The organism is Enterobacter huaxiensis (assembly GCF_003594935.2).
Taxonomy (GTDB): domain Bacteria; phylum Pseudomonadota; class Gammaproteobacteria; order Enterobacterales; family Enterobacteriaceae; genus Enterobacter; species Enterobacter huaxiensis.
In genome coordinates this window covers 4,494,390-4,514,833 of the sequence record NZ_CP043342.1, presented here as the reverse complement: position 1 = coordinate 4,514,833, position 20,444 = coordinate 4,494,390, and the positions used below count along the sequence as shown (strand labels likewise).

Annotated in this window: 23 protein-coding genes; 15 read left to right on the top strand and 8 right to left on the bottom strand. The window is 56.4% G+C overall.

From position 1 onward, the window contains the following. From fliP to D5067_RS21540, 3 genes are read right to left on the bottom strand one after another with little or no spacing between them, the layout of a single operon-like run. Window positions 1-753: a flagellar type III secretion system pore protein FliP gene (gene fliP, locus D5067_RS21550; protein ID WP_119937905.1), complete on the bottom strand. Its 753-nt coding sequence runs from the start codon at window positions 751-753 to the stop codon at window positions 1-3. Further along, window positions 750-1,151: a FliM/FliN family flagellar motor switch protein gene (locus D5067_RS21545; protein ID WP_119937904.1), complete on the bottom strand. Its 402-nt coding sequence runs from the start codon at window positions 1,149-1,151 to the stop codon at window positions 750-752. The genes fliP and D5067_RS21545 overlap by 4 nt, the downstream gene beginning before the upstream one ends. After that, window positions 1,144-1,971, bottom strand: a complete 828-nt coding sequence (locus D5067_RS21540; protein ID WP_235843319.1) for a FliM/FliN family flagellar motor switch protein — start codon at window positions 1,969-1,971, stop codon at window positions 1,144-1,146. Before D5067_RS21540 ends, D5067_RS21545 begins: the two co-directional genes overlap by 8 nt. A gap of 535 nt (window positions 1,972-2,506) precedes the next feature. On the opposite strand from D5067_RS21540, the gene D5067_RS21535 reads away from it, so the two are divergent. From D5067_RS21535 to D5067_RS21495, 9 genes are read left to right on the top strand one after another with little or no spacing between them, the layout of a single operon-like run. Continuing rightward, window positions 2,507-3,538 (top strand): sigma-54 interaction domain-containing protein, encoded by a 1,032-nt coding sequence (locus tag D5067_RS21535; RefSeq protein WP_119937902.1) that lies wholly within the window; start codon window positions 2,507-2,509, stop codon window positions 3,536-3,538. 21 nt (window positions 3,539-3,559) lie between these two features. After that, complete coding sequence (fliE, locus tag D5067_RS21530) at window positions 3,560-3,934, top strand: flagellar hook-basal body complex protein FliE (RefSeq protein WP_119937901.1); 375 nt, start codon at window positions 3,560-3,562, stop codon at window positions 3,932-3,934. A 10-nt stretch (window positions 3,935-3,944) separates the two neighbouring features. Next, the gene (fliF, locus tag D5067_RS21525; protein WP_119937900.1) at window positions 3,945-5,624 is read left to right on the top strand and encodes a flagellar basal-body MS-ring/collar protein FliF; all 1,680 of its coding nucleotides are present in this window, start codon (window positions 3,945-3,947) and stop codon (window positions 5,622-5,624) included. After that, the gene (locus tag D5067_RS21520) at window positions 5,599-6,633 is read left to right on the top strand and encodes a flagellar motor switch protein FliG (protein ID WP_119937899.1); all 1,035 of its coding nucleotides are present in this window, start codon (window positions 5,599-5,601) and stop codon (window positions 6,631-6,633) included. Before fliF ends, D5067_RS21520 begins: the two co-directional genes overlap by 26 nt. 3 nt (window positions 6,634-6,636) lie before the next feature. Continuing rightward, entirely contained in the window at window positions 6,637-7,383 is a 747-nt protein-coding gene (gene fliH / locus D5067_RS21515; RefSeq protein ID WP_119937898.1) for a flagellar assembly protein FliH, read from the top strand. Next, window positions 7,376-8,695, top strand: a complete 1,320-nt coding sequence (fliI, locus tag D5067_RS21510) for a flagellar protein export ATPase FliI (RefSeq protein ID WP_119937897.1) — start codon at window positions 7,376-7,378, stop codon at window positions 8,693-8,695. Before fliH ends, fliI begins: the two co-directional genes overlap by 8 nt. 6 nt (window positions 8,696-8,701) lie before the next feature. Continuing rightward, the gene (fliJ, locus tag D5067_RS21505) at window positions 8,702-9,145 is read left to right on the top strand and encodes a flagellar export protein FliJ (protein ID WP_119937896.1); all 444 of its coding nucleotides are present in this window, start codon (window positions 8,702-8,704) and stop codon (window positions 9,143-9,145) included. Window position 9,146: 1 nt separating this feature from the next. Further along, on the top strand, window positions 9,147-10,520 hold the full coding sequence (locus D5067_RS21500) for a glycosyltransferase family 2 protein (RefSeq protein ID WP_235843318.1): 1,374 nt from the start codon (window positions 9,147-9,149) through the stop codon (window positions 10,518-10,520). 35 nt (window positions 10,521-10,555) lie between these two features. After that, window positions 10,556-11,491: a hypothetical protein gene (locus D5067_RS21495; protein WP_210433808.1), complete on the top strand. Its 936-nt coding sequence runs from the start codon at window positions 10,556-10,558 to the stop codon at window positions 11,489-11,491. A 51-nt stretch (window positions 11,492-11,542) separates the two neighbouring features. On the opposite strand, the gene D5067_RS21490 is transcribed toward D5067_RS21495, so the two are convergent. The 5 genes from D5067_RS21490 to flgA all read right to left on the bottom strand — a co-directional run bounded on the left by D5067_RS21490 (window position 11,543) and on the right by flgA (window position 16,121). Then, window positions 11,543-12,187, bottom strand: coding sequence for a class I SAM-dependent methyltransferase (locus D5067_RS21490; RefSeq protein ID WP_119937894.1), 645 nt, complete (start codon window positions 12,185-12,187; stop codon window positions 11,543-11,545). Between the two features lie 16 nt (window positions 12,188-12,203). After that, entirely contained in the window at window positions 12,204-14,495 is a 2,292-nt protein-coding gene (locus tag D5067_RS21485) for a glycosyltransferase (protein WP_119937893.1), read from the bottom strand. Between the two features lie 5 nt (window positions 14,496-14,500). Then, complete coding sequence (locus tag D5067_RS21480) at window positions 14,501-14,938, bottom strand: flagellar protein FlgN (RefSeq protein ID WP_119937892.1); 438 nt, start codon at window positions 14,936-14,938, stop codon at window positions 14,501-14,503. Between the two features lie 2 nt (window positions 14,939-14,940). After that, entirely contained in the window at window positions 14,941-15,213 is a 273-nt protein-coding gene (gene flgM, locus D5067_RS21475; protein WP_119937891.1) for a flagellar biosynthesis anti-sigma factor FlgM, read from the bottom strand. A gap of 131 nt (window positions 15,214-15,344) precedes the next feature. Beyond that, window positions 15,345-16,121: a flagellar basal body P-ring formation chaperone FlgA gene (gene flgA / locus D5067_RS21470; protein ID WP_235843317.1), complete on the bottom strand. Its 777-nt coding sequence runs from the start codon at window positions 16,119-16,121 to the stop codon at window positions 15,345-15,347. Between the two features lie 96 nt (window positions 16,122-16,217). On the opposite strand from flgA, the gene flgB reads away from it, so the two are divergent. From flgB to flgG, 6 genes are read left to right on the top strand one after another with little or no spacing between them, the layout of a single operon-like run. Further along, the gene (gene flgB, locus D5067_RS21465) at window positions 16,218-16,568 is read left to right on the top strand and encodes a flagellar basal body rod protein FlgB (RefSeq protein ID WP_119937889.1); all 351 of its coding nucleotides are present in this window, start codon (window positions 16,218-16,220) and stop codon (window positions 16,566-16,568) included. A gap of 19 nt (window positions 16,569-16,587) precedes the next feature. Beyond that, the gene (flgC, locus tag D5067_RS21460; protein WP_119937888.1) at window positions 16,588-17,013 is read left to right on the top strand and encodes a flagellar basal body rod protein FlgC; all 426 of its coding nucleotides are present in this window, start codon (window positions 16,588-16,590) and stop codon (window positions 17,011-17,013) included. 3 nt (window positions 17,014-17,016) lie between these two features. Further along, the gene (flgD, locus tag D5067_RS21455; RefSeq protein WP_119937887.1) at window positions 17,017-17,709 is read left to right on the top strand and encodes a flagellar hook assembly protein FlgD; all 693 of its coding nucleotides are present in this window, start codon (window positions 17,017-17,019) and stop codon (window positions 17,707-17,709) included. Window positions 17,710-17,721: 12 nt separating this feature from the next. Beyond that, window positions 17,722-18,909, top strand: coding sequence for a flagellar hook protein FlgE (gene flgE, locus D5067_RS21450; protein WP_119937886.1), 1,188 nt, complete (start codon window positions 17,722-17,724; stop codon window positions 18,907-18,909). Then, window positions 18,909-19,640, top strand: coding sequence for a flagellar basal body rod protein FlgF (locus D5067_RS21445; RefSeq protein ID WP_119937885.1), 732 nt, complete (start codon window positions 18,909-18,911; stop codon window positions 19,638-19,640). The genes flgE and D5067_RS21445 overlap by 1 nt, the downstream gene beginning before the upstream one ends. Window positions 19,641-19,657: 17 nt before the next feature. Beyond that, window positions 19,658-20,443, top strand: coding sequence for a flagellar basal-body rod protein FlgG (flgG, locus tag D5067_RS21440; protein ID WP_119937884.1), 786 nt, complete (start codon window positions 19,658-19,660; stop codon window positions 20,441-20,443). Window position 20,444: the final 1 nt, after the last annotated feature.

Here is a 20,444-nt window from a genome sequence, read left to right as displayed (position 1 = left end):
CTAAAGCCCCTGCACGCTGGAGGTGAGCGTACCGACGATGAGCGTCCAGCCGTCACACAGCACAAACAGCATGAGCTTGAAGGGCAGCGAGACAATCAGCGGCGACAGCATCATCATCCCCATCGCCATTAAAATACTGGCGACAATCAGATCGATGACCAGGAAGGGGATGTAAATCATAAAGCCGATCTGAAACGCGGTTTTCAGCTCGCTCAGCAGGTAGGCGGGCGTTACGACCGTTAAATCCTGTTCCTTTGGCTCACCCGTGACCCCCGCAATCGTCATCATCTGCGACATTGCCTTATTGCTGGTTTGCGCCAGCATAAAATGCTTAAGCGGCACCTCTGCCTTGCTGAACGCCTGCTTCATGGTGATTTCGTCATTCTGAAACGGCACGACCGCATCCTGATAGATGGTGGTCCACACCGGGCGCATCACCAGCAGCGTGAGCGCGAGCGCAATCCCGGTCAGGATTTTATTGGGCGGGCTTTGTTGAAGACCTAATGCCTGACGCAAAATCGCCAGCACGATAATAAAGCGCGTGAAGCAGGTCATCATCATCAGCATCACGGGCAGCAGACCCAGCAGGGTCATCAGGATCAGGATTTCAATCTTAACGTTGTAATCCTGGCCGCCATCGGTGGTTGCCGAGCTGAACAGCGTAATGTCGCCATTGGCGGCCAGCAGCTGCGGAGAAAAGAGCAAACCGCCCAGCAGCAGCCAGGGCAGCGCGGTGCGAAGGCGAGAAATCATGGCGTCAGTTCGCCCAGCTCTTTGCTGTTGAACTCCAGGATACGCAGGCCGTATTTGTCGTTCAGCACCACGGCTTCAGCTTTGCCGAAGAGGATCCCATTAACCTTGATGTCCAGAGGTTCGCCCGCCATTTTATCAAGCTCAATGACCGAATCATGGCCCACGGTGAGAAGATCGGCCAGAGAGACCTCAACCGAAGCCACTTCCAGCGTCAGCGTCACCGGAATGCGGCTAAACAGCGCCATTTTGCGCAGATCGTCGATGCCTGAAGAGGTTTCGGGTTCAGACTGAAGATCCAGGCGGATATTACCTTCAACGGTCTCTTCTCGCGGCATCTCCGTAAGATTCAGGTCGCCAAAATCCAGGGACTGGCTCAAGTCTTGTTGCTGATCACTCATATTGCTTCTCAATGGTTCTGTCATTAAATTCACAGAGTAGTAACTTGCCGCGATCTTCAGCGATTTTGGCGTCAAAAATCTGTTCTTTACCGATATAAACCGGGACGGTTTCGTTAATGTTTACCGGGATAATGTCTCCCGGCCTGATCTTCGCCAGCTGGGCGACGGTCAAATTAAGGCTGCTGACATGCCCGCTAAACTTCAGCGGCATGCTGTAGAACAGGCGTTCTATTTGGGACGGCGTAGGCGACGTCTGTTTGTTGCCGGAGTGTCCCCGCTCGGGTGACCGCAGTGCCGCCAGCATTTGATCGACATGCGCGTTATCAAACAGCAGCGTAAAACTGCCCTCCTCATAACCTTCCAGCACGAACGTAACGCACCATGACCACTGATTAATCACCGTGGTGTTATCGCTCTTAATCTCTACGTCCTTGCCAAATATCTCTTCATCGATAAGAAGGCGCGTCAGATCCAGTCCGATTTTATTTTTCAGCCGGTCTTCCGTTTTGGTGACAGGCTGATCGACATCCAGGGATTTATTTCGACTCTCTTTTCCCAGCCCGTAATAATCGTGAAGGATCTGGAGTAGCAAGGTGCGCTCAATGCTGAACGCAATAGAGCCAAAAGGGGTAGTAAATAGCTGCGTGTTTTTATAGTTCTGGTCGATAGCAAAATGCATCGACTTTAACGCAACGTTCACCCGCAGCTTTTTCAAAAAATAGATGCTTAACCGTGCATCGAATATATCAAAGCTGTCGTTCATTAATTTGGGAAGCTTATGCCAGGGGCGCCCGAGCTTACTCACATCGAGCTTTACCATATCGGGGAGTTCCTGACGCTGGTAGATTTTTATTCTCTGAGGAGCTGCTGGCATAGAGTCTTCCGCGTAACGATCGCCTTAAGCAACAGCCCTTCACATTAAGGCGTTTGCTTATTGGCAGAAAAAATATTTAAGTTCTTTTTAACCTTGTCGCTTAGATAAGTGAGTTGGTCAACCGCGCCATAAAGGTCTTGCGCGAAGAGCTTTATTAGGGACAAGAATTAGACGCTGTTTGGCGACCGTAATCAAGACGCTAAAGATTATTAATTCGTTATTTCAGGACGATTAATCGCCATTAATATTTAGTCTAACTATATGAAATATAAGGGTTAAAATTTTAATACCCATTAAAAACAAGACAATTCTTAACGCACCGTTATAATACGCGAAGTTCATGAATTTCTGCGTTTTGATGACGTCCGGTAAATTCATATTGCCCCTACCGAATACTTGCCTTTATACATGTTCCAGCGATGGAGCATCAGGCTCGTATACGCTTCAGGCTAACAGTCAGCTTAAATGTTGGTGAGTTGTTATGAGTATTGTTATTGAACATGATGTACGTAATGAAAATGGATTTGTTGCCAGTGCGCCTGAAAGCGTAAATGTATTTTCATTAGCACGCCGTGTTGCTAAATATAATGTATCGGTACTTATTACAGGTGAGACGGGTACAGGTAAGGAATGCGTTTCACGTTACATCCATGAAAATGCATTGGGGGCCGATGCGCCCTATGTTGGCGTTAACTGTGCAGCGATTCCTGAAAGCATGCTGGAAGCGATTTTATTCGGTTATGAAAAAGGCGCATTTACCGGTGCGGTAACGGGTGTTGCCGGGAAATTTGAACAGGCCAACGGCGGAACGCTGCTTCTGGATGAAATCGGGGATATGCCGCTGGCGCTTCAGGCTAAATTACTGCGCGTATTGCAGGAGCAGGAAGTTGAACGACTGGGAAGCCATAAAAAAATCCCTCTGGATATTCGCCTGGTCGCTTCCACAAATAAAGATTTACAGCAGGAAATTGCTGAAGGGCGCTTCCGCCAGGATCTGTTTTATCGTATTTCCGTTGTGCCGATTCATATTACACCGCTGCGCGAACGTCGCCTGGATATTATTCCAATGGCGCTGCGTTTTATCGCCAAATACAAAGCCTTTCACAAAGGCAATATCCGCCTGAGCGATGAGGCCCGCCACGCGCTGCTGGCCTATGACTGGCCTGGCAACGTTCGCGAGCTGGAGAACGTTATCCAGCGGGGAATGATTTTGAGCAACGGGGAAGAGATTGCCGCGCAGGACTTTGGCTTACCCGTGCCTGCGTCGTTATCGCCCGTTTCCGCGGTCGACCTGATGCCAGCCTATCGCGAACAGCAGGCGACACCGGCCGCCATTGGCAACGTCAAGCTTCATGGCCGCATGGCGGAGTATCAGTACATCATTGAGTTACTCAAACGCCATAAGGGCAATAAGTCCAAAACGGCCGCCTTCCTCGGCATTACCCCGCGTGCTTTACGCTACCGACTCGCCTCAATGCGCGAGGAAGGTATCGATATCGAATGCTACTCCTGACGCACGCAAGAGAATAACGACATGGACAAAATTACCGCCATCGGTATGCAGGCCCGCCAGCAGGCGATGCTGGACAGGATGCACAACACGGCTGCCGTTGCCTCCTCCGGGACGTTGAGCACTCCTCCGCTCATTGCGCCGGGCGCCTCTTTATCCGGCATCACGGGAGCGTCACAACCCTCCTTTTCACAGGTCCTGAACAACGCTATCGACAACGTTGACGCTGCGCAGCACGCCGCTGGAGCAAAACAGAAAGCCATAGAGCTGGGTCAAAGTGACGACCTGGCCGGGGCCATGATCGAATCGCAAAAAGCCAGCGTGGCGTTTTCCGCCATGATGCAGGTGCGAAACAAACTCACCACCGCGCTCGACGAAGTGATGAATACACCGCTGTAAGGTTTCCCTCGTGCTGACAAAGTTAAAAGATAAATTTTCCGCATTATCCCTCCCGGAAAGTCGCCTGAAGCCGCAGTGGCTGATGGCGGCAGGCGCTGTACTGCTGACGGGAGCGATTGTATTTTCGCTCTGGCGCAGCAATCAGGGCTATGTTGCGCTCTACGGCAGCCAGGAGAAATTGCCCGTCGCTCAGGTTGTTGAGGTACTGGGGGCGGAATCTATTGCTTACCGTATCAACCCTGACAACGGTCAGATCCTCATTCCTGAAGACAAACTGCCGCGGGCGCGTATGGCGCTGGCGGCAAAAGGCATTACCGCCGTGATGCCGGACGGCTACGAGCTGATGGATAAAGAAGAGATGCTCGGCAGCAGCCAGTTTGTCCAGAACGTGCGCTACAAGCGCAGCCTGGAAGGCGAGCTGGCACGCAGCATCATGGCGCTCGATCCGGTTGAGAACGCGCGCGTCCACTTAGGGCTGAGCGAGTCCAGCTCCTTCGTGATGACCAACAAGCCGCAAAGCAGCGCCTCGGTCATGCTGCAGCTGCACTACGGCAAACATCTTGATGAGCAGCAGGTTGCGGCAATAGTACAGCTGGTCGCGGGAAGCGTGCCCGGCATGCAGGCCGCCAGCGTGCGCGTGGTGGATCAGTCCGGGAATTTGCTGTCGGAAAACGGCCAGCAGAACGGCAGCAACATGGCGAACATCCGCCAGGGGCGCGACGTCGTTGAGCGGATCAAAAATGAGACCATCAACAACATCTCCGGCCTGCTGACCCCGCTGTTTGGTAGCGATAATTTTCGCATCAGCGTGACGCCAAGCGTCGACATGAGCAGCGTGGAAGAGACGCAGGAGCGTCTGGGCAAAGAGCCGCAGATCAGCGATGAGAATATCTCACGTGAAAATACCACCAACGAGCTGGCCATCGGCATTCCGGGCTCGCTGAGCAACCGCCCGGTCAATCAGCCTGCACAGCCCGTAGCCCCGCAGGCGGCGGCAAACCCGCAGGCCGCGCAGACGCAGGCGCAAACCAGCAATCCGTCTTCACTTTCCAGCCGCAGCCAGGAGCAGCGTAAATATGCCTTCGATCGCGATATTCGCCATATCCGCCATCCGGGCTACAAGCTCGAAAAACTGCGCGTGGCGGTGGCGTTAAACCAGGCTGCGCCATCGCTTGCCAGCATGACGCCAGAGCAGCTCACCGCCCTGACCCGGCTGGTGGAAGATGCCGCAGGGATCGAGAAAGCGCGCGGCGATTCGCTGACGCTGGACAGATTGGCCTTCGTCGAAAGAACCGTCGATGGCCTGCCGGTGCTGAAATGGTGGCAAGACCCGAACATCCAGTACTGGGGACAAAACGGTGGGATTGGCATGCTGATCCTGCTCACGCTGCTGTTTGGCCTGCGTCCGCTGGCGCAGCGCTACGGTCGACGTGAACCGTCTGAACGCGTTGCGATTGAAGGCAGCGCCCAGAAGGACGCAGTTGAGAACGAACTGGTAACGACGGAGGCCGGTCTGGCCGGACTTCCTGGCCCGGCATTTAACCAGGATACGGAGCTGCCGCCGCAAAGTTCCGGGCTGGAAACGAAGGTCGAATACCTGCAAATGCTGGCCGAAAACGAAACTGAACGTATGGCTGAAGTACTGAAACAATGGATCAACAGCAATGAGCGAACTGACAGCAAGTCATAGCAGTAAAGGTAGCGTGAAAACAGGGCGCAGCCGGCTGGAGCAGGCCGCCATTCTGTTGCTCAGCGTGGGTGAAGAGGCGGCCGCCAAAGTGATGCAGAAAATGAACCGCGACGAGGTCATTTTGCTGAGCGACACCATGGCGCGCCTCCACGGCGTTAAGGTCGATCACGCACGCCATGCGATGAATAATTTTTTTGATGACTACCGCGAGCAGAGCGGCATCAACGGCGCGTCGCGCAGCTACCTGCGCGGCATCCTTGAAAAGGCGCTGGGGGGCGAAATCGCCAGCAGCGTGATTAACGGGATTTATGGGGACGAGATTCGCCACCGCATGGCCCGCCTGCAGTGGGTCGATGTCCCTCAGCTGGCAGCCCTGATCGAGCAGGAGCACCTTCAGCTGCAGGCCGTCTTCCTTGCCTTCCTGCCGCCGGACGTGGCGGCGGGCGTGCTGAGCGCGCTCTCGCAGGAGCGTCAGGATGAAATCGTCTGGCGTATTGCGCGCCTGGACGACGTTAACCGGGACGTCATCGACGAGCTGGACAAGCTGATTGAACGCGGCGTGGCGGTGTTGTCCGAGCATGGTTCGAAGGTAATTGGCATCAAGCACGCGGCGAACATCGTTAACCGCATCCCCGGCAACCAGCAGCAGCTGCTGGAACAGCTTCGCGAACGCGATGCCGACGTGGTGGACGAGCTGGAGCAAGAGATGTACGAATTCTTCATCCTCAGCCGCCAGACGCCAGCGACCCTGCAGCGCCTGATGGAAGAAGTTTCCATGGAAGAGTGGGCGATCGCCCTTAAAGGTACCGAGCCGGTGCTGCGCCAGGCGATCTTCAACGTCATGCCCAAGCGTCAGGTCACGTTACTGCAGTCCACCACCGCGCGCCTTGGCCCCGTGCCGGTCAGCCGCGTGGACCACGTGCGTAAAGAGATCATGGCCACGGTGCGCCAGCTGGCGGAAGAGGGTGAAATTCAGGTGCAGCTCTTCGCCGAGCAGACCATGGAGTAACCCATGTACAAAAAACAGAGCTTACCCTTAAGCGCGCTGACCAACAGCCGCCAGGCGGTGATTAAACCCCGTCTGCATAAGTTTCCGCCGCTGCGCAAGCAACGCACGGCGCAGAGCCATCCGCATGACAACCACCCGGTGATGGATGACGTGGCGCTTCAGTCACAGCTGCAGCAGGGCTTCCAGGATGGGCTGAACAGCGGTTTCGCTCAGGGCCTGGAAGAGGGCAAAAGTGAGGGCTACCAGGAAGGGTTGCGTCTCGGCTTTGACGAAGGCGTCCGCAAAGGTCGTTCCGAGGGCACCGTGCAGGCGCGCCAGCAGTTTCTGGAGGCCGCCCATCCTCTCGACAGCATTATTGCGTCGATGGAATCGTTTATGGCGAGCTACGAACAGCGCCGCCGCGAGGAGCTGCTGCAGCTGGTGGAAAAGGTCACGCGTCAGGTGATCCGCTGCGAGCTGTCCCTGCATCCCACGCAAATTCTCACGCTGGTGGAAGAGGCGCTCAGCGCGCTGCCGCAGCAGCCGGAGCAGGTCAAAGTGCTGTTAAACAGCGACGAGCATCGCCGCATCAGCGAAGCGGAGCCTGAAAAAGTGGCGCACTGGGGGCTGACCGCCGATCCCGATCTCCCGCCAGGCGAATGCCGGGTGATCACCAATACCACTGAAATGGACGTCGGCTGTCAGCATCGCCTCGACCAGTGCATGGATGCCCTGAAGGCCAACCTGCTGCCGGAAGCGCACGATGAGTGACCACGACTTCGAGCAGGTCTTACGCTCGCTGGAAAATATCAACCTGGCGCGCGTGGCGGGCAGGCTGGTGCGCGTAACGGGTATCCTGCTTGAGTGCGTCGGCTGCCGCCTGGCCGTCGGGCAGCTTTGCCAGGTTGAAGATGGCGAAGGGGCATTGATTGAGGCGCAGGTTGTCGGTTTCGATCGCGACGTGACCTTTTTGATGCCCTTTAAGCAGCCTGCCGGACTGATGGCGGGCGCGCGCGTTTACCCGATGGACAAGCAAAGCGGCGTGCTTATTGGCGACCAGTGGCTGGGGCGCGTGGTTAACGGCCTCGGCGAGCCAATTGATGATAAAGGCAAGCTGACCGGCGACACCGTGCTGCCGCAGCAGCTGCCGCAGGTGCATCCCCTGAAGCGCCAGCCGGTTGAGGCGCCCCTTGATGTTGGCGTCAGGGCGATTAACGGTCTGCTGACCATCGGCAAAGGACAGCGCGTGGGGCTGATGGCGGGCAGCGGCGTCGGTAAAAGCGTCCTGCTCGGGATGATCACCCGCTACACCCAGGCAGAAGTGGTGGTAGTGGGGCTGATCGGCGAGCGCGGGCGCGAAGTGAAAGAGTTTATTGACCACTCCCTGGGCGAAGCCGGACGACGCAAGTCGGTCATCGTTGCCGCGCCTGCGGATGAATCACCGCTGATGCGTATTAAGGCGACGGAACTGTGCCACACCATTGCCAGCTACTATCGCGACAAAGGCAAAGATGTGCTCCTGCTGGTGGATTCCCTGACCCGCTATGCCATGGCGCAGCGCGAAATCGCGCTCTCGCTCGGCGAGCCGCCGGCCACGAAAGGGTATCCGCCCTCGGCGTTTGGGCTGATCCCCAAACTGGTTGAAAGCGCGGGCAACAGCGAAAGCGCCGGCTCGATGACCGCCATTTACACCGTGCTGGCCGAAGGCGATGACCAGCAGGATCCGATTGTCGACTGCGCGCGCGCGGTGCTGGACGGGCATATCGTCCTGTCGCGCCACCTGGCGGAGGCCGGGCACTATCCGGCGATCGACATTGGGCAGTCCATAAGCCGCTGCATGAGCCAGATAACCGGGCGCGATCATCAGCGCTCTGCCCGCACCCTCAAGCAGCTTTATGCCGAATATCAAAGCATTAAACCGCTGATCCCGCTCGGCGGCTACGTGGCGGGTGCCGATCCGCTGGCCGATAAAGCCGTCAACCTCTCACCGGCGATTACCCGCTATCTGCAGCAGGAAGTGCAGGACGCGGCTCCGCTCGACAAAACCATTGCCGACCTGAACATACTGGCCCAGGCAGGATGATGAACGATGAAAAAAATCATTACGACTCTTGAGCAGCTTCACCTGATGCGTAACCGCGCGGTGCAGGATCTCAGCGCCCGGCTGGCCTCACAGCAGCAGCTGTGCCAGCGGCTGGAGAAGAATATCCACGCCCTGTCGAACCTGGCGACCAGCCCGGTACAGGAGATGGCGGGCGGTGCGACCATGCTCTGCAATCAGTCGGTCTATAAGCGTCATATTCAGCGCGTGATCGACTGGCAAAAGCAGGAGCAGGCGCTGGCGAGCGTAGAAGCCCAGAAGCTGCAGGGGAACCTGCTGGCGGAATCCCGCAGGGAGAAAAGCCTGGAGCTGGTGCTGGCTGAACGCCGCAGCGCGCAGCGCCTGGCGAACGAGCGGCGGGAGCAAAAAGCGACGGATGCGGTTTCAGCCCAGTGCTGGCTCCGACAGCAGCAGGCGCAGCGGCAGCGATAAAATGACCACGAATCTGATGCAAAACCTGCTGAAGCGCCAGCAGCAGAAGAAAGTGCACGCCACGCCGTTCGTCAGCGTCGTGTGCCCCACCTGGAACCGCCGGGCGTTTTTGCCCTATCTGCTCTATATCTTCCAGTATCAGGACTATCCTGCCGACAGGCGCGAGCTGATTATCCTGGATGACTCTGAGCAGAGTAACCAAGACCTGATCGCGATGATGGTCGATCCGGCGGTGTGCACGGTGCGCTACGTCCACAGCTCTGAGCGCCTCGATCTGGGTAAAAAGCGCAACATGCTCAACGAGATGGCCAGCGGCGAATACATCATCTGCTTCGACGATGATGACTACTATCCGCCAAACAAGATCAGCGCGCAGGTGGCGGCAATGCAGAGCAATAACGCCCTGTTTTCCGGCAGCGACACGATTTATATCTGGTATAGCCATCTGGATAAAATCTACCAGACCCATTCATTCGGGAAATATCACGCGCTCAACGGTACGTTTGGCTATCACCGCAACTTCCTGAAAAATCATCGCTATGAAGACGCGGCGACGCTCGCGGAAGAGCAGGCGTTTCTGAACAACTTTACGACGCCGATTCAGCAGATCGATCCGCGCCAGGCGATCCTCTGTATTTCCCACAGTGCCAATACCTACGATAAAGATTTTGTACTTGGCTCCTCAAAACCGGTGGACTTAACGCTGGAAGATTTCGTCACCGACCGAAGCCTGCTGAGCCACTACCGGCGCTTAAGCCAGGCCCCGCTGAGTACGTCCGTGGAGTGGCAGGCTTTCGACAAGGTGGCCGTGCTTTACGATCCGCAATCTGATGAGCTTGCCCCGCAGGTGCAGTCGCTTATTGCTCTGGGCCTGAAGCGCGAACAGCTGGTGCCGGTGGCCGTTAATCCGGCCGATAGCGAGCTTGAGCAACACCGTCAGGCGCTTGAGCTTGCGCAGGGTGAGGGGTGGCGCAGCGTGCTGCTGCTGGATGCCTCCGTGAAGTTTGTGCGTAAAGAGATGTCCCTGAAAACGGTCAATCAGCTGTTGATACGCCTGCCGCATATCGACTGGCAGGTGGTGTTGCTGGGCGCGCGCTATAACAGCATTTCGCCCCTCAAGGCGCTGCCCGGCGTGGCGCGGGTGCTTGATGCCGGCTGCGGCTGTGCCTATGTGGTCAACGGATCCTACATCCCAACGCTGCTTGCGCACTACCGACAGGCGGAAAATCTTGATGCCTGCTGGCCTGCACAAATGCAGTCGCACTGCTGGCTGGGGCTGCAGCCGAGTTTCGCCTTTTTACCTGAGATACAAGACCCGACGAGTGGTGCACCGATCGACTGTACCCACTGGTTCTTCCGTAAAAATTTTCAATGATAAACGCCGCCATAGCAGCGGCTGGAGCAGTCCGTATGGAATTAATTGAACACTACCAGCCTGAATTCGTTCTCCGTTTCCGCGCGCGCGAAGCCGCCTGCGCCTGTCTGGCCTGCCAGGCCGCCGCGGGCAACTGGCCGCATGTGAGCATGTCGTTGGGTAACCAGCAGCGTGACAGTCTTAACGCGGCCTGTGAAAGCGCGGCGCGTGACATTCTTCTGAATCCGGACGCGTTTGTATTGCACACGGGTGAAGCCGCATCCGACGGCGAACGTGAAGATAACCCGTGGAATGAAGTCCTCAATCAGCAGTGCATCAATATGGCCGTTCACCCGGCGCTGACGCTGCAAAGCAGCCTGTATGCTATTGGCGTATTGCTCAGCAAGGCGCAGCGCTACGTGGACGAAAACCAGTGCGACCCGCAGCAGATGGTCACGATGGGCGAGCAGCTTTCGCAGCTGGCGGAGAGCGGCATTCTGAATGAACAGTTCGCCATGCTGCCGACAATTGAGGTGAACCGCGTCGAAGCTTTGGGGGACATGGGGGCGATGCGTCTGAACCTGAATCTTCCGCCTATGCAGAAGATGATGTTTATGCTGAAGCTCAGCGAGCTGGCGGTGATGGAGCCTGCAAGGCTGCAGGATCGCCTGCGCGAACTGGACGCAAAGCCGATCCCGCTGCTGGAGGCGCAGCCGCATATTTTACGTAACATGCTGATTTACCGCCTGTACGGGGAGTTCTATCCGGGAACGGCGTTTGATCACTACGGCGAAGCGCTCATGTCCCTGACGCGTCAGTTCTTCCACGTGAAGATGCTGTGCGCGATGTGGCTGGAGGATAATGCAGAGCTGACGGAAGACGATTTTATCAGCCTGGTAAGCGCATGGAGTGCCTGGCAGCAACAGTCAGGGACGCCAGAGGCGCTGAATTCCGCGGACTATACGCTGCTGTGCGGCCTGTCGTTAATCTAGTCGGATAGGGCGTAACGCATACCCTCCAGGGGTATGCGTTTATTGACGGCCTTATTTTTTCAGCCGACGAAACAGGTAGAAATCGGCAAATGAGGTGTTGTTTTGATCTCGAATATCAAAAGGATAGGCGTTAGGCACCCAGTCGAGCAATTCCCAGTCGGCGGCCCTGTTTTTTACAATCCAGTCCGTGAATTTGCGGTGGCGAACGTGCTTAACATGCCCACCCAATAGCGCGTTAAGCTTCTCGTCATTTGACGCATAGATAGCAACGAAGCGTTCCGCGGCGTCAAACAGTGTCTCCATATACTGCGTGAATACGCCGTCTTCAATCAGGTGATAAATCACGTCCAGCGAAAGTGCCAGCTCCGCTGTCTTGCCCTTCCACTCGCTTACCGGGTAAAAGTCTTTGGTCGGATCGCTGGCAAAACGGTTCTGACAGCGCTGTAAGGCATGTTCGGAAACGTCGAATCCGGTGTAACGTGGATAGCGGGACAGGGATAGCTGGTTGCCGTCCCCGCAGCCAAATTCTACCACCGAGGCAATTTTTTCCCGCGCGACAAACTCATTAAGCACGTTCGCTTTGAAGTCGGCGAGACGCCCATAAGACCCCGCGCCGGAGTTCCCCGCCAGGCGGTAACGGTCATCCCAGTATTGTGCGGAGTGGCGAAAGGCCAGTGAATTTTCAGTATCAGACATGGTGTATCCTGGTGCGTCAGGCGCATAGACGGTGGAGATAGGGCGCGACGGGCGTGCCGTTCAGTAGCGCATGCTTTAAATCGGACATCATCTGCGGATGATCCGGTGAATCGGGATGCAGGCTAAAGGCCCGGCAAAACTTCTGCGGGAAGGTGGCGTTCAGATATTCGCGAAGAGGGGCCGCTTCCAGCGAATCTGCAATCAGGACTGGCAGGCTGGAAAACGGCAGGGCTTTATCTGAAACGATAAGCAGATGAAAGTGCTTATCCTGCTGGGCTCCCAGCCGTTGAATCTGTCCGAGAAGTTGTTCAAGCGGGGTAGTTATTGCGTTTAGCACGAGCACGACATGCTCAAGATCGCAGGCGGCAGCCAGCGTTTCTCTGCGGGCCTGAATAAATGACTCGATCTCTTTCCGGCTTTTTCCCGGGAATAGCGTTTCAGACCGGTAGCGTTTCAGCAAAGACTGGAAGATACGATACTCATACGTCGCATCAACGGGCTTGCCTAACCCAGTGAGGTTATCGTCGTGCAGGCGATAGGCGATGTTGCACTGCGGCGTAAACGCTATACGTGCGATACCCACCGCGCGAGACCAGAATTCGTAATCATGAGCACGCAGATAATGCTTGTCATAACCTCCTGTTTTTGCATAGAGCGCACGGCGTACGCAGCATCCCGGATTAGAAATGAAGTTGCCATGGGGAAGCTGATGCAGCCAGTTGGCCGGCGCGTGATTGAACAGTGCGAAATACTGTTTTTCCCCCTGCAACGTTTCAAGCCCACAGGAGATGACGTCGGTTTGCGGCCAGCGTTGTAGAAGGGTGCGATAGTAGGTAACGGCGTTTGGATGGAGTAAATCATCGCTGTCCAGCCAGACAAGATACTCCCCGCGGGCTTCTGCGATGCAGCGGTTACGCGTGTCAGGTGCGTTAGAGTGGGCCTTGCGAACGATACGAAGGCGGGGATCGTCGATATGTGCAATCGTCTCGAGGCTGCCATCCGTTGAGCCATCGTCCACAACCACGACTTCGTAATGTCGATCCCTTTGATTCAGAGCGGAACACACCGCAGGCAGCAAATAGCGTTCACGGTTATAGCAAGGAATAACGATGGAGAACAGTGAGCTATCGTTTACCGCGGGCTGCCAGACAGAGGTGTAGCGTTCCGGCAGCTCGTGCTGCTTGAGTAACGCTTGCGCTTCGCGCAGGTACTGTTCTGGCTGCGCATTCCCTTCTGCGATCCGCGCCACGGCATCATCAAGGGAGAGGAAAAGATAATCAGAGGGGAGATACTCAGCCAGGCCGCCGGGGGCATGGAAAACGACAGGCTTCAACCCTGCCAGCATCGCTTCAAATACGCCCATTCCCTGAGATTCGTGATAGCTGGTTGACAGAAGGAATGATTTATCTGCATACCATGCGGGCATTTTTTCCGCTGCCAGCGCCCCGCAGATAACAATATTGCGGCGTAAGCCATAAACGGCGATCAGTTCACAGAAGCTTTCATACAGGCACTGATCCTCTATGCGGCCCGCGATAAAGAGGGTATAGCGTGAGTCTTGCTTAACCAGCGCCTGCATGATGGGAAGCAGCATGACGAGGTTTTTCTGTGCGGCGAAACGCGCCACGCAGGCGATGTGCCACGGGTTTCGGCGTGCAGAGGGTTTTATCGCGGGAAGGTGAGCCGTTAAATTAGCGAGTACGGTCATTTTGAGCTGAGGCGGTAAGGTTTTCCCCATCACCGTGATAAACCGTTTCTTCATCGACTGGCTGACGAAGATGACTTCGTCAACATTGTTCCAGTCAGCCTGTAAGAACGCCTCTCCGTAAAGCTCGTAACGGTGAATTCGGCAGACGATCCGGCAATATTTCGGCATCTTGCTGGCCGCTATAATCGCGCCATCACCCCATTCAAACCATGCCACATCGCAATGGCGAAGCGCATTGAGCAATGCCTCCTGCGTCAACGCATTTCCCGACAGCTCGCTGACCCAATGCCCCTGGCTGCGCATCAGCCTCATCACCGGCTGCATAAAGTGAAAATTATCGCTGGTGGCGGTCACAAGAATTCGCTGTTTTTCAGCACCCAACGGGACAAAACGGTGGGTGACAGGTACGCCGGTTTCGGCGACGCAGCGGTAGCCGCGGCGGCTGAATGCCAGGCTCATTTCAGCGAACGTATCTGGCGTCGCGTCCTCCAGGGTGACGGGAGCTCCGCTTTGTACGACCTCCTGCAGGGAAATCAGACGCTGTTCGCGAGGCTGGAGGGCAGAGAGCGTAGTGGGATGTTGTGTATCAGGAAAAGACATGGCGACTACACCTGCTCATAAAGCCAGTTTTCCGGCTCGCTGATATTGAGCAGGTTTTGCAGGATCTCCTGCTGCATCGACAGTACGGCGATATTGCTGTCGTTAAGCGCCTTGCACTCTGCCGCCACCTGCTCAAGAGAATCCCAGAGCGTATTGAGCTGAGTTTGATGCTGGGCGGGAAGGCGCGAGAACAGGGTACGCAGGCCGGGCGAGCCGACGGGGATCCCGAGCTGGGTAAGCAGCTGATAGCGCTGTTTGCTGTTCTGAGAGAGCTTCTCGTAATGCGCAACGAGCTGCGGGTTTAGCACATCCAGCCGTGCGGCATCACGTGCGATAAGCCACTGGCGCTGATCGGCAAGAAGGGATTTCAGGCTTGCGTAGGTTTCACGGTCTTCCACCATGCCCTGCACCAGCGTTTTTACGCACTGAGCGGCGTTACTCATTGTTACCTCTGATAATATTTCTCGATAGCGCTGGTCAGCGAGTCGATATCGACGCTGATTTTCCCGTTCGCTATCGCGTCTTTCATGCTGGCAACGCGCGCCATATCGACTTCTGGCAAGGCTGCCAGCTGGGTCTGCGCATCACCAAGAACAGGGTCGATGGCAGCGGTTCGTGTGGTTTTCATCTCTTCAGTGCCAGCGGCGCGCGTCGGGGTCGTGGAGCTGGCCTGGTTGACTGCGCTCGTCATTGCGTACTGGGTGGATGTCACTTTCATCGCGGTACTCCATCTTCGGTATTTTTATTGGTCGTTTTCGCCGGGGGGTGTCATGCGGAAAAAGGCTTTCCCGGCGCCTTACCAGGGTAAAGCGGCGCATTTCCATGAAAACTTAAACGGAACAGCATATTTTATCGGGCAGAGGAAAAGCCGGTTCTGACCACGCCCATATCCACTACCGTCCCGGTGACTTCCCGCTCGCTGCTTTCGTTTTTCACCTTGATCATCTCGCCTTTTCGCCCCTTTTTGCTGGCAATGCCCATCGTGCGGGCCTCTACGCCATCCTGAACGGCAATCATCAGCACGCGCTGGCCGCGCTCCACCATCACCGGTGAATCAAGCTGGCTTTGGCTAATTGGCTGAAGCTCGCGGACGCGGCGCTTAAGGGTTAACCCCACCACCTCGTCCGGACGGGTGATATAGCCGCTGCGCAGGTTGCTGATGTTGAATTTCCGGAGCGTGAGGTCGGAGGCGGCAAGCACGTGACCGCGCTCAAGCGTCTCTTTCGCCATCAGCACCTGCAGGTAGATATCGGGTTTGACCGTCACCGCCACATCCCAGCCGCTTCCGGCCTCGCAGCGAACGTCAAAGCGCAAGCGACGTAAATCAAGGTGTTCACCTCCCGGCATGCTCACGCTGAGCGGCGCAGGGCAGGGCGCGTATTGCGAAATCTCGGAGGGAATAAACAGGTTCAGCTTCGCCTGATAATCCTCCCAGCGATTGCGTTCCGCTTCCTGACGAATGGCCTCTGCTGCCTGTTGCTGAACGCGCGCATAGACCTGCTTGCGCGCGGTGGACGCCTCAGGCTGGGCAGCGGCCGGAAGTGCAAAAACGCAGAGCAGCGCCGCGAAAACAGGCCAGCGGAATAAAACCTTCCCTTTTGGACTGCTGTTTCTTGAAAAATGCATTGAATTCATGATGTTAAAAACCTGGCACGATAGTTGCTTTAAATGCTGTAGCAACACGGACTATCGCAGGTGTCCATCATCAGAAAGGAGTGAGCTGTGAGTATTACTTTTGATAAGGCATTGGGCGTTCATCCGCAGGCTGTAGCACTTCGACTTTCCAGGGCGGAACTGCTTTCAGCAAATCTGGCTAACGTCGATACCCCCAATTTCCAGGCTAAAGATATTGATTTTGCCGCGGAGATGCAACGTTCACAGCGGGATTTCTTTCCCGGGACTGCGCCGCAGGAGATGTATCGCGTGCCGTATCAACCCTCCTCGGACGGCAACACCGTTGCGCTGGACGTGGAGCAGGCGGAGTTTTCAAAAAACGTGCAGGACTATCAGATGAGCCTGGCGTTTTTAAACATGAAATTCACCGGCCTGAAAAAAGCAATTGAAGGTAAGTAATTGAATCAGGTGACGAAAAATGGCTTTTAGCGATATTTACCGCGTTTCGGGTTCGGCGATGACGGCGCAAACCGTCCGCCTGAACACCATCGCCAGTAACCTCGCCAACGCCGAAACCCCGGCGGTGGATGAAGGTAATGTGTACAAAGCGCGCCGCCCGGTCTTTGCCGCGGTGTATCAGAACGACCAGCTGATGAGCGACAAGGCGCTGACCGGCGCACGCGTTCAGGTTCTGGACGTTGTCTCGACGGGCAATGCCGTGCAGCGCTACGAACCGCATCACCCGATGGCAAATGCGGACGGTTACGTCTGGTACCCGGACGTCAACGTGGTGGAGGAGATGGCCGACATGATGTCCGCGTCGCGTAACTTCGAAACCAACGTCGATGTTCTTAACAATGTAAAAAGCATGCAGCAGAGCCTGCTGCGTCTTGGAGAGGCGTAACACATGAGCGTGAATGGCGTATCGAACCAATCCGGCACCTCAACCTACGACAGCGGCGTCACGGCGAATGACAACACGGCGGCGGGCATGAACAACCTGTTTATGCAGCTGCTGGTCGCGCAGATCCAAAATCAGGACCCGCTTAATCCTACCGACGGTACCGAGTATGTCAGCCAGCTGGCGCAGCTCACCCAGGTGCAGTCGATGGAAACCATGTCAAAGCTGATGGCGAACAACGCCGTGCTGATGGACAACCTTCAGACGCTCACCACGGGCAACCTGGTCGGGCAAAAAGTGATGGTGCAGACCGACACGGTTGAAACCGACGGCAGCACCAATATTGATGGTCGCCTGACGCTGGATCATGCCGCCAATACCGTCACCGTGATTGTGAAAGATGAAAGCGGCAACGAGACCAAAATTGAGCTGGGCAAGCAGGAGAAAGGGACAGTGGATTTCAACATCGATCCTGACGCGCTGGGCTTGAAAGAGGGGAAATACACCCTCTCCGTGGTGACGGATACCGAAGAGACCAAGGTTCCGATTGAAGTTGGCGGCGTGGTGAACAACGTGCGCATTCCGCTCGACGGCAGCCCAACGCTGCTGAACATCACCGGCATTGGCGAAGTGGCTTACAACAATATTACGCAGTTTGGGCAGTCGAAGGACAAAAACCCAAAGGGATTAATGAGTTAATCAGGAACAACTATGAGCTTTGACATTGCAATTTCGGGCTTGAATGCCATTAACCAGCAGCTGGGTGCGATCTCCAACAACATCGCCAACTCCGGCACCGTGGGCTTTAAGTCTGGCCGCGCGGAGTTTGCTTCGCTCTATGCGGAAGGACAACCGTTGGGCGTGGGCGTGACCGGCATCGCCCAGAGTATTTCCAAAAGCGGAAGCATCTTTTCCTCTGCCAGCAGCCTTGACCTTGCGATCAATGGCGACGGCTTCTTTGTGATGCGCGACAGCGCGGGCAGCACGGCCTACACCCGCGCGGGCTACATGCAGACCGACAGCCTTGGCAACCTGATTAACAATCAGGGTATGTATCTGCAGGGCTATCCCGTTGATGCCAACGGCGTGATTCAGACCGGTACGGTCGGCAACCTGACCATCAGCAGCGGTTCGCTTCCGGCGAAGGCCACCAGCACCCTCGACTTTACGGCCAACCTTAACGCCAACGAAAAGCTGCCAAAAAACCCCACCTTCGATCCGACTGACGAAACCTCTTACAACCACACCTACGCCACGCAGGTGTATGACTCCCTGGGCCGTGAGCACACGCTGAAGCAGTATTTTGTTAAAACCAGCGATAACGAGTGGGAAGTGCACTACTACATGGATGACCAGGATATGGGCACCACGCAGAAGATGACCTTCACCGAGCAGGGCGTGCTGGAGACGCCTAACGGTGCCGTCAACATTACGGCAGATATCCCCGGCGCGGAAGGGATCGAACTGGCGCTGAGCTACAACGGGACCACGCAGTTCGGTTCTGATTTCTCCGTCAGCAAAAACAACGGTAACGGCTACGCCTCCGGCGAGCGCACCGGGCAGACCATCGACAAAGACGGCAGCGTGTACGCCACCTTCTCTAACGGCGAACGTCTGCTGCAGGGTCAGGTGATTCTGGCGACCTTTGCTAACCCAAATGGCCTCTCGTCGCAAAACGGCACGACCTGGACGCAAACCGCCAGCTCTGGCGCACCGCTGACCGGTACGCCGGGCACGGGTCTGCTGGGCGCGCTGACCTCGAATACGCTGGAAGGCTCTAACGTTGACCTGACGGCGGAGCTGGTCGGGCTGATGACCGCCCAGCGTAACTACCAGGCCAACACCAAAGTGATCAGCACCAACGACAGCATGATGACGGCGCTGTTCCAGGCGGTGTAATGGACCACTTAATTTATACCGCGGTCAGCGGCGCCAACCGCAGCCTGTCGCAGCAGCAGATCCACGCTAATAACCTGGCGAACGTGAACACGCAGGGATTCCGTCACGATCTGGATAACGCCCTGTCGCAGCAGATTCAGGGCGAGGGTTACTCCTCCCGTTTTCTGGTGCAGCAGCAGCAGGGCGGCGTGGACCTGACGCCGGGCGCGACGCGTGATACCGGACGCGATCTGGACGTTGCGATCAAAGGCAGCGGCCTGATTGCGCTGGTGAGCGGCAACCGTGAAGTTTACACCCGCAACGGCCAGATTGACGTGGGGCCTGACGGGGACCTGACCATCGACGGTTTGCCGGTCTCCGGCGATAACGGCCCGATCGTGCTCCCGCCGTTTTCATCCATCAGCATTGCCGACGACGGGGTGATCTCGATTGTCCCGGACGACGGCAACGTGGCCGCGCCGATGGAGGTCGATCGCATCAAGCTGGTCGATATTCCCGCCGCTCAGCTGAGCAAAAACAGCGCCGGATTTATGGTCACCAACGCCAACATCAACCCGCGAACCGAAGAGGTGGAGCTGGTGGCGGGCCATCTTGAAAGCTCCAACGTCTCGGCGATAAGCGAGATGGTGTCGAGCATTGCGCTTAACAGACAGTTTGAAGCGCAGATCAAGATGATGAAGGCGGCGGAAGATCTGGCCACGGCGGGCAACCGCCTGTTGCGTAATACCTGATTGAGTAAGGAATAACGATGAATCCCGCTTTATGGATCAGCAAAACCGGTCTTGCCGCGCAAGACGCCAAGATGAGCGCCATCTCGAACAATCTGGCGAACGTCAACACCACCGGGTTCAAGCGCGATCGCGTGATGTTCGCGGATCTGTTTTATCAGAATCAGCGCACGCCGGGCGGTCAGCTGGATCAGAACAACACCTCGCCGACCGGCATTCAGTTTGGTACCGGGGTAAAAATCGTCGGCACGCAGAAAGAGTTCTCAACCGGCAATATTCAGAACACCGGGCAGACGATGGATGTCGCCATCACCGGCCAGGGTTTTTTCCAGGTCGAGACCAGCGATGGCGACATTGCCTATACCCGCGCGGGTAATTTCCAGAAGAACCCTGACGGCCTGCTGACTAACGCTCAGGGGCTGCCGCTGGTACCGCAAATCGAGCTGCCGGATAACGTGAAGGATATCCAGATCGGCAAAGACGGCACCGTTACCGCGACGGTGGCTGGCGAAACGGAGCCGGTTGAGCTTGGGCAGATCACCCTGGTCAATTTTGTGAACCCGGCCGGGCTTGAAGCCATCGGCGGCAATCTGTACCGCGAAACCGCAGCCAGCGGAGAAGCGGTTGAGGGCGTTGCGGGCGAAGAGGCGCTAGGCCAGCTTGAACAGGGGTCGCTTGAAGGCTCCAACGTGCAGGTGGTGGAAGAGATGGTGGATATGATTACCGTCCAGCGCGCCTATGAGATGAACGCCAAAATGGTCTCTGCCGCAGATGACATGATGAAGTTTGTCACGCAGCAGATGTAAT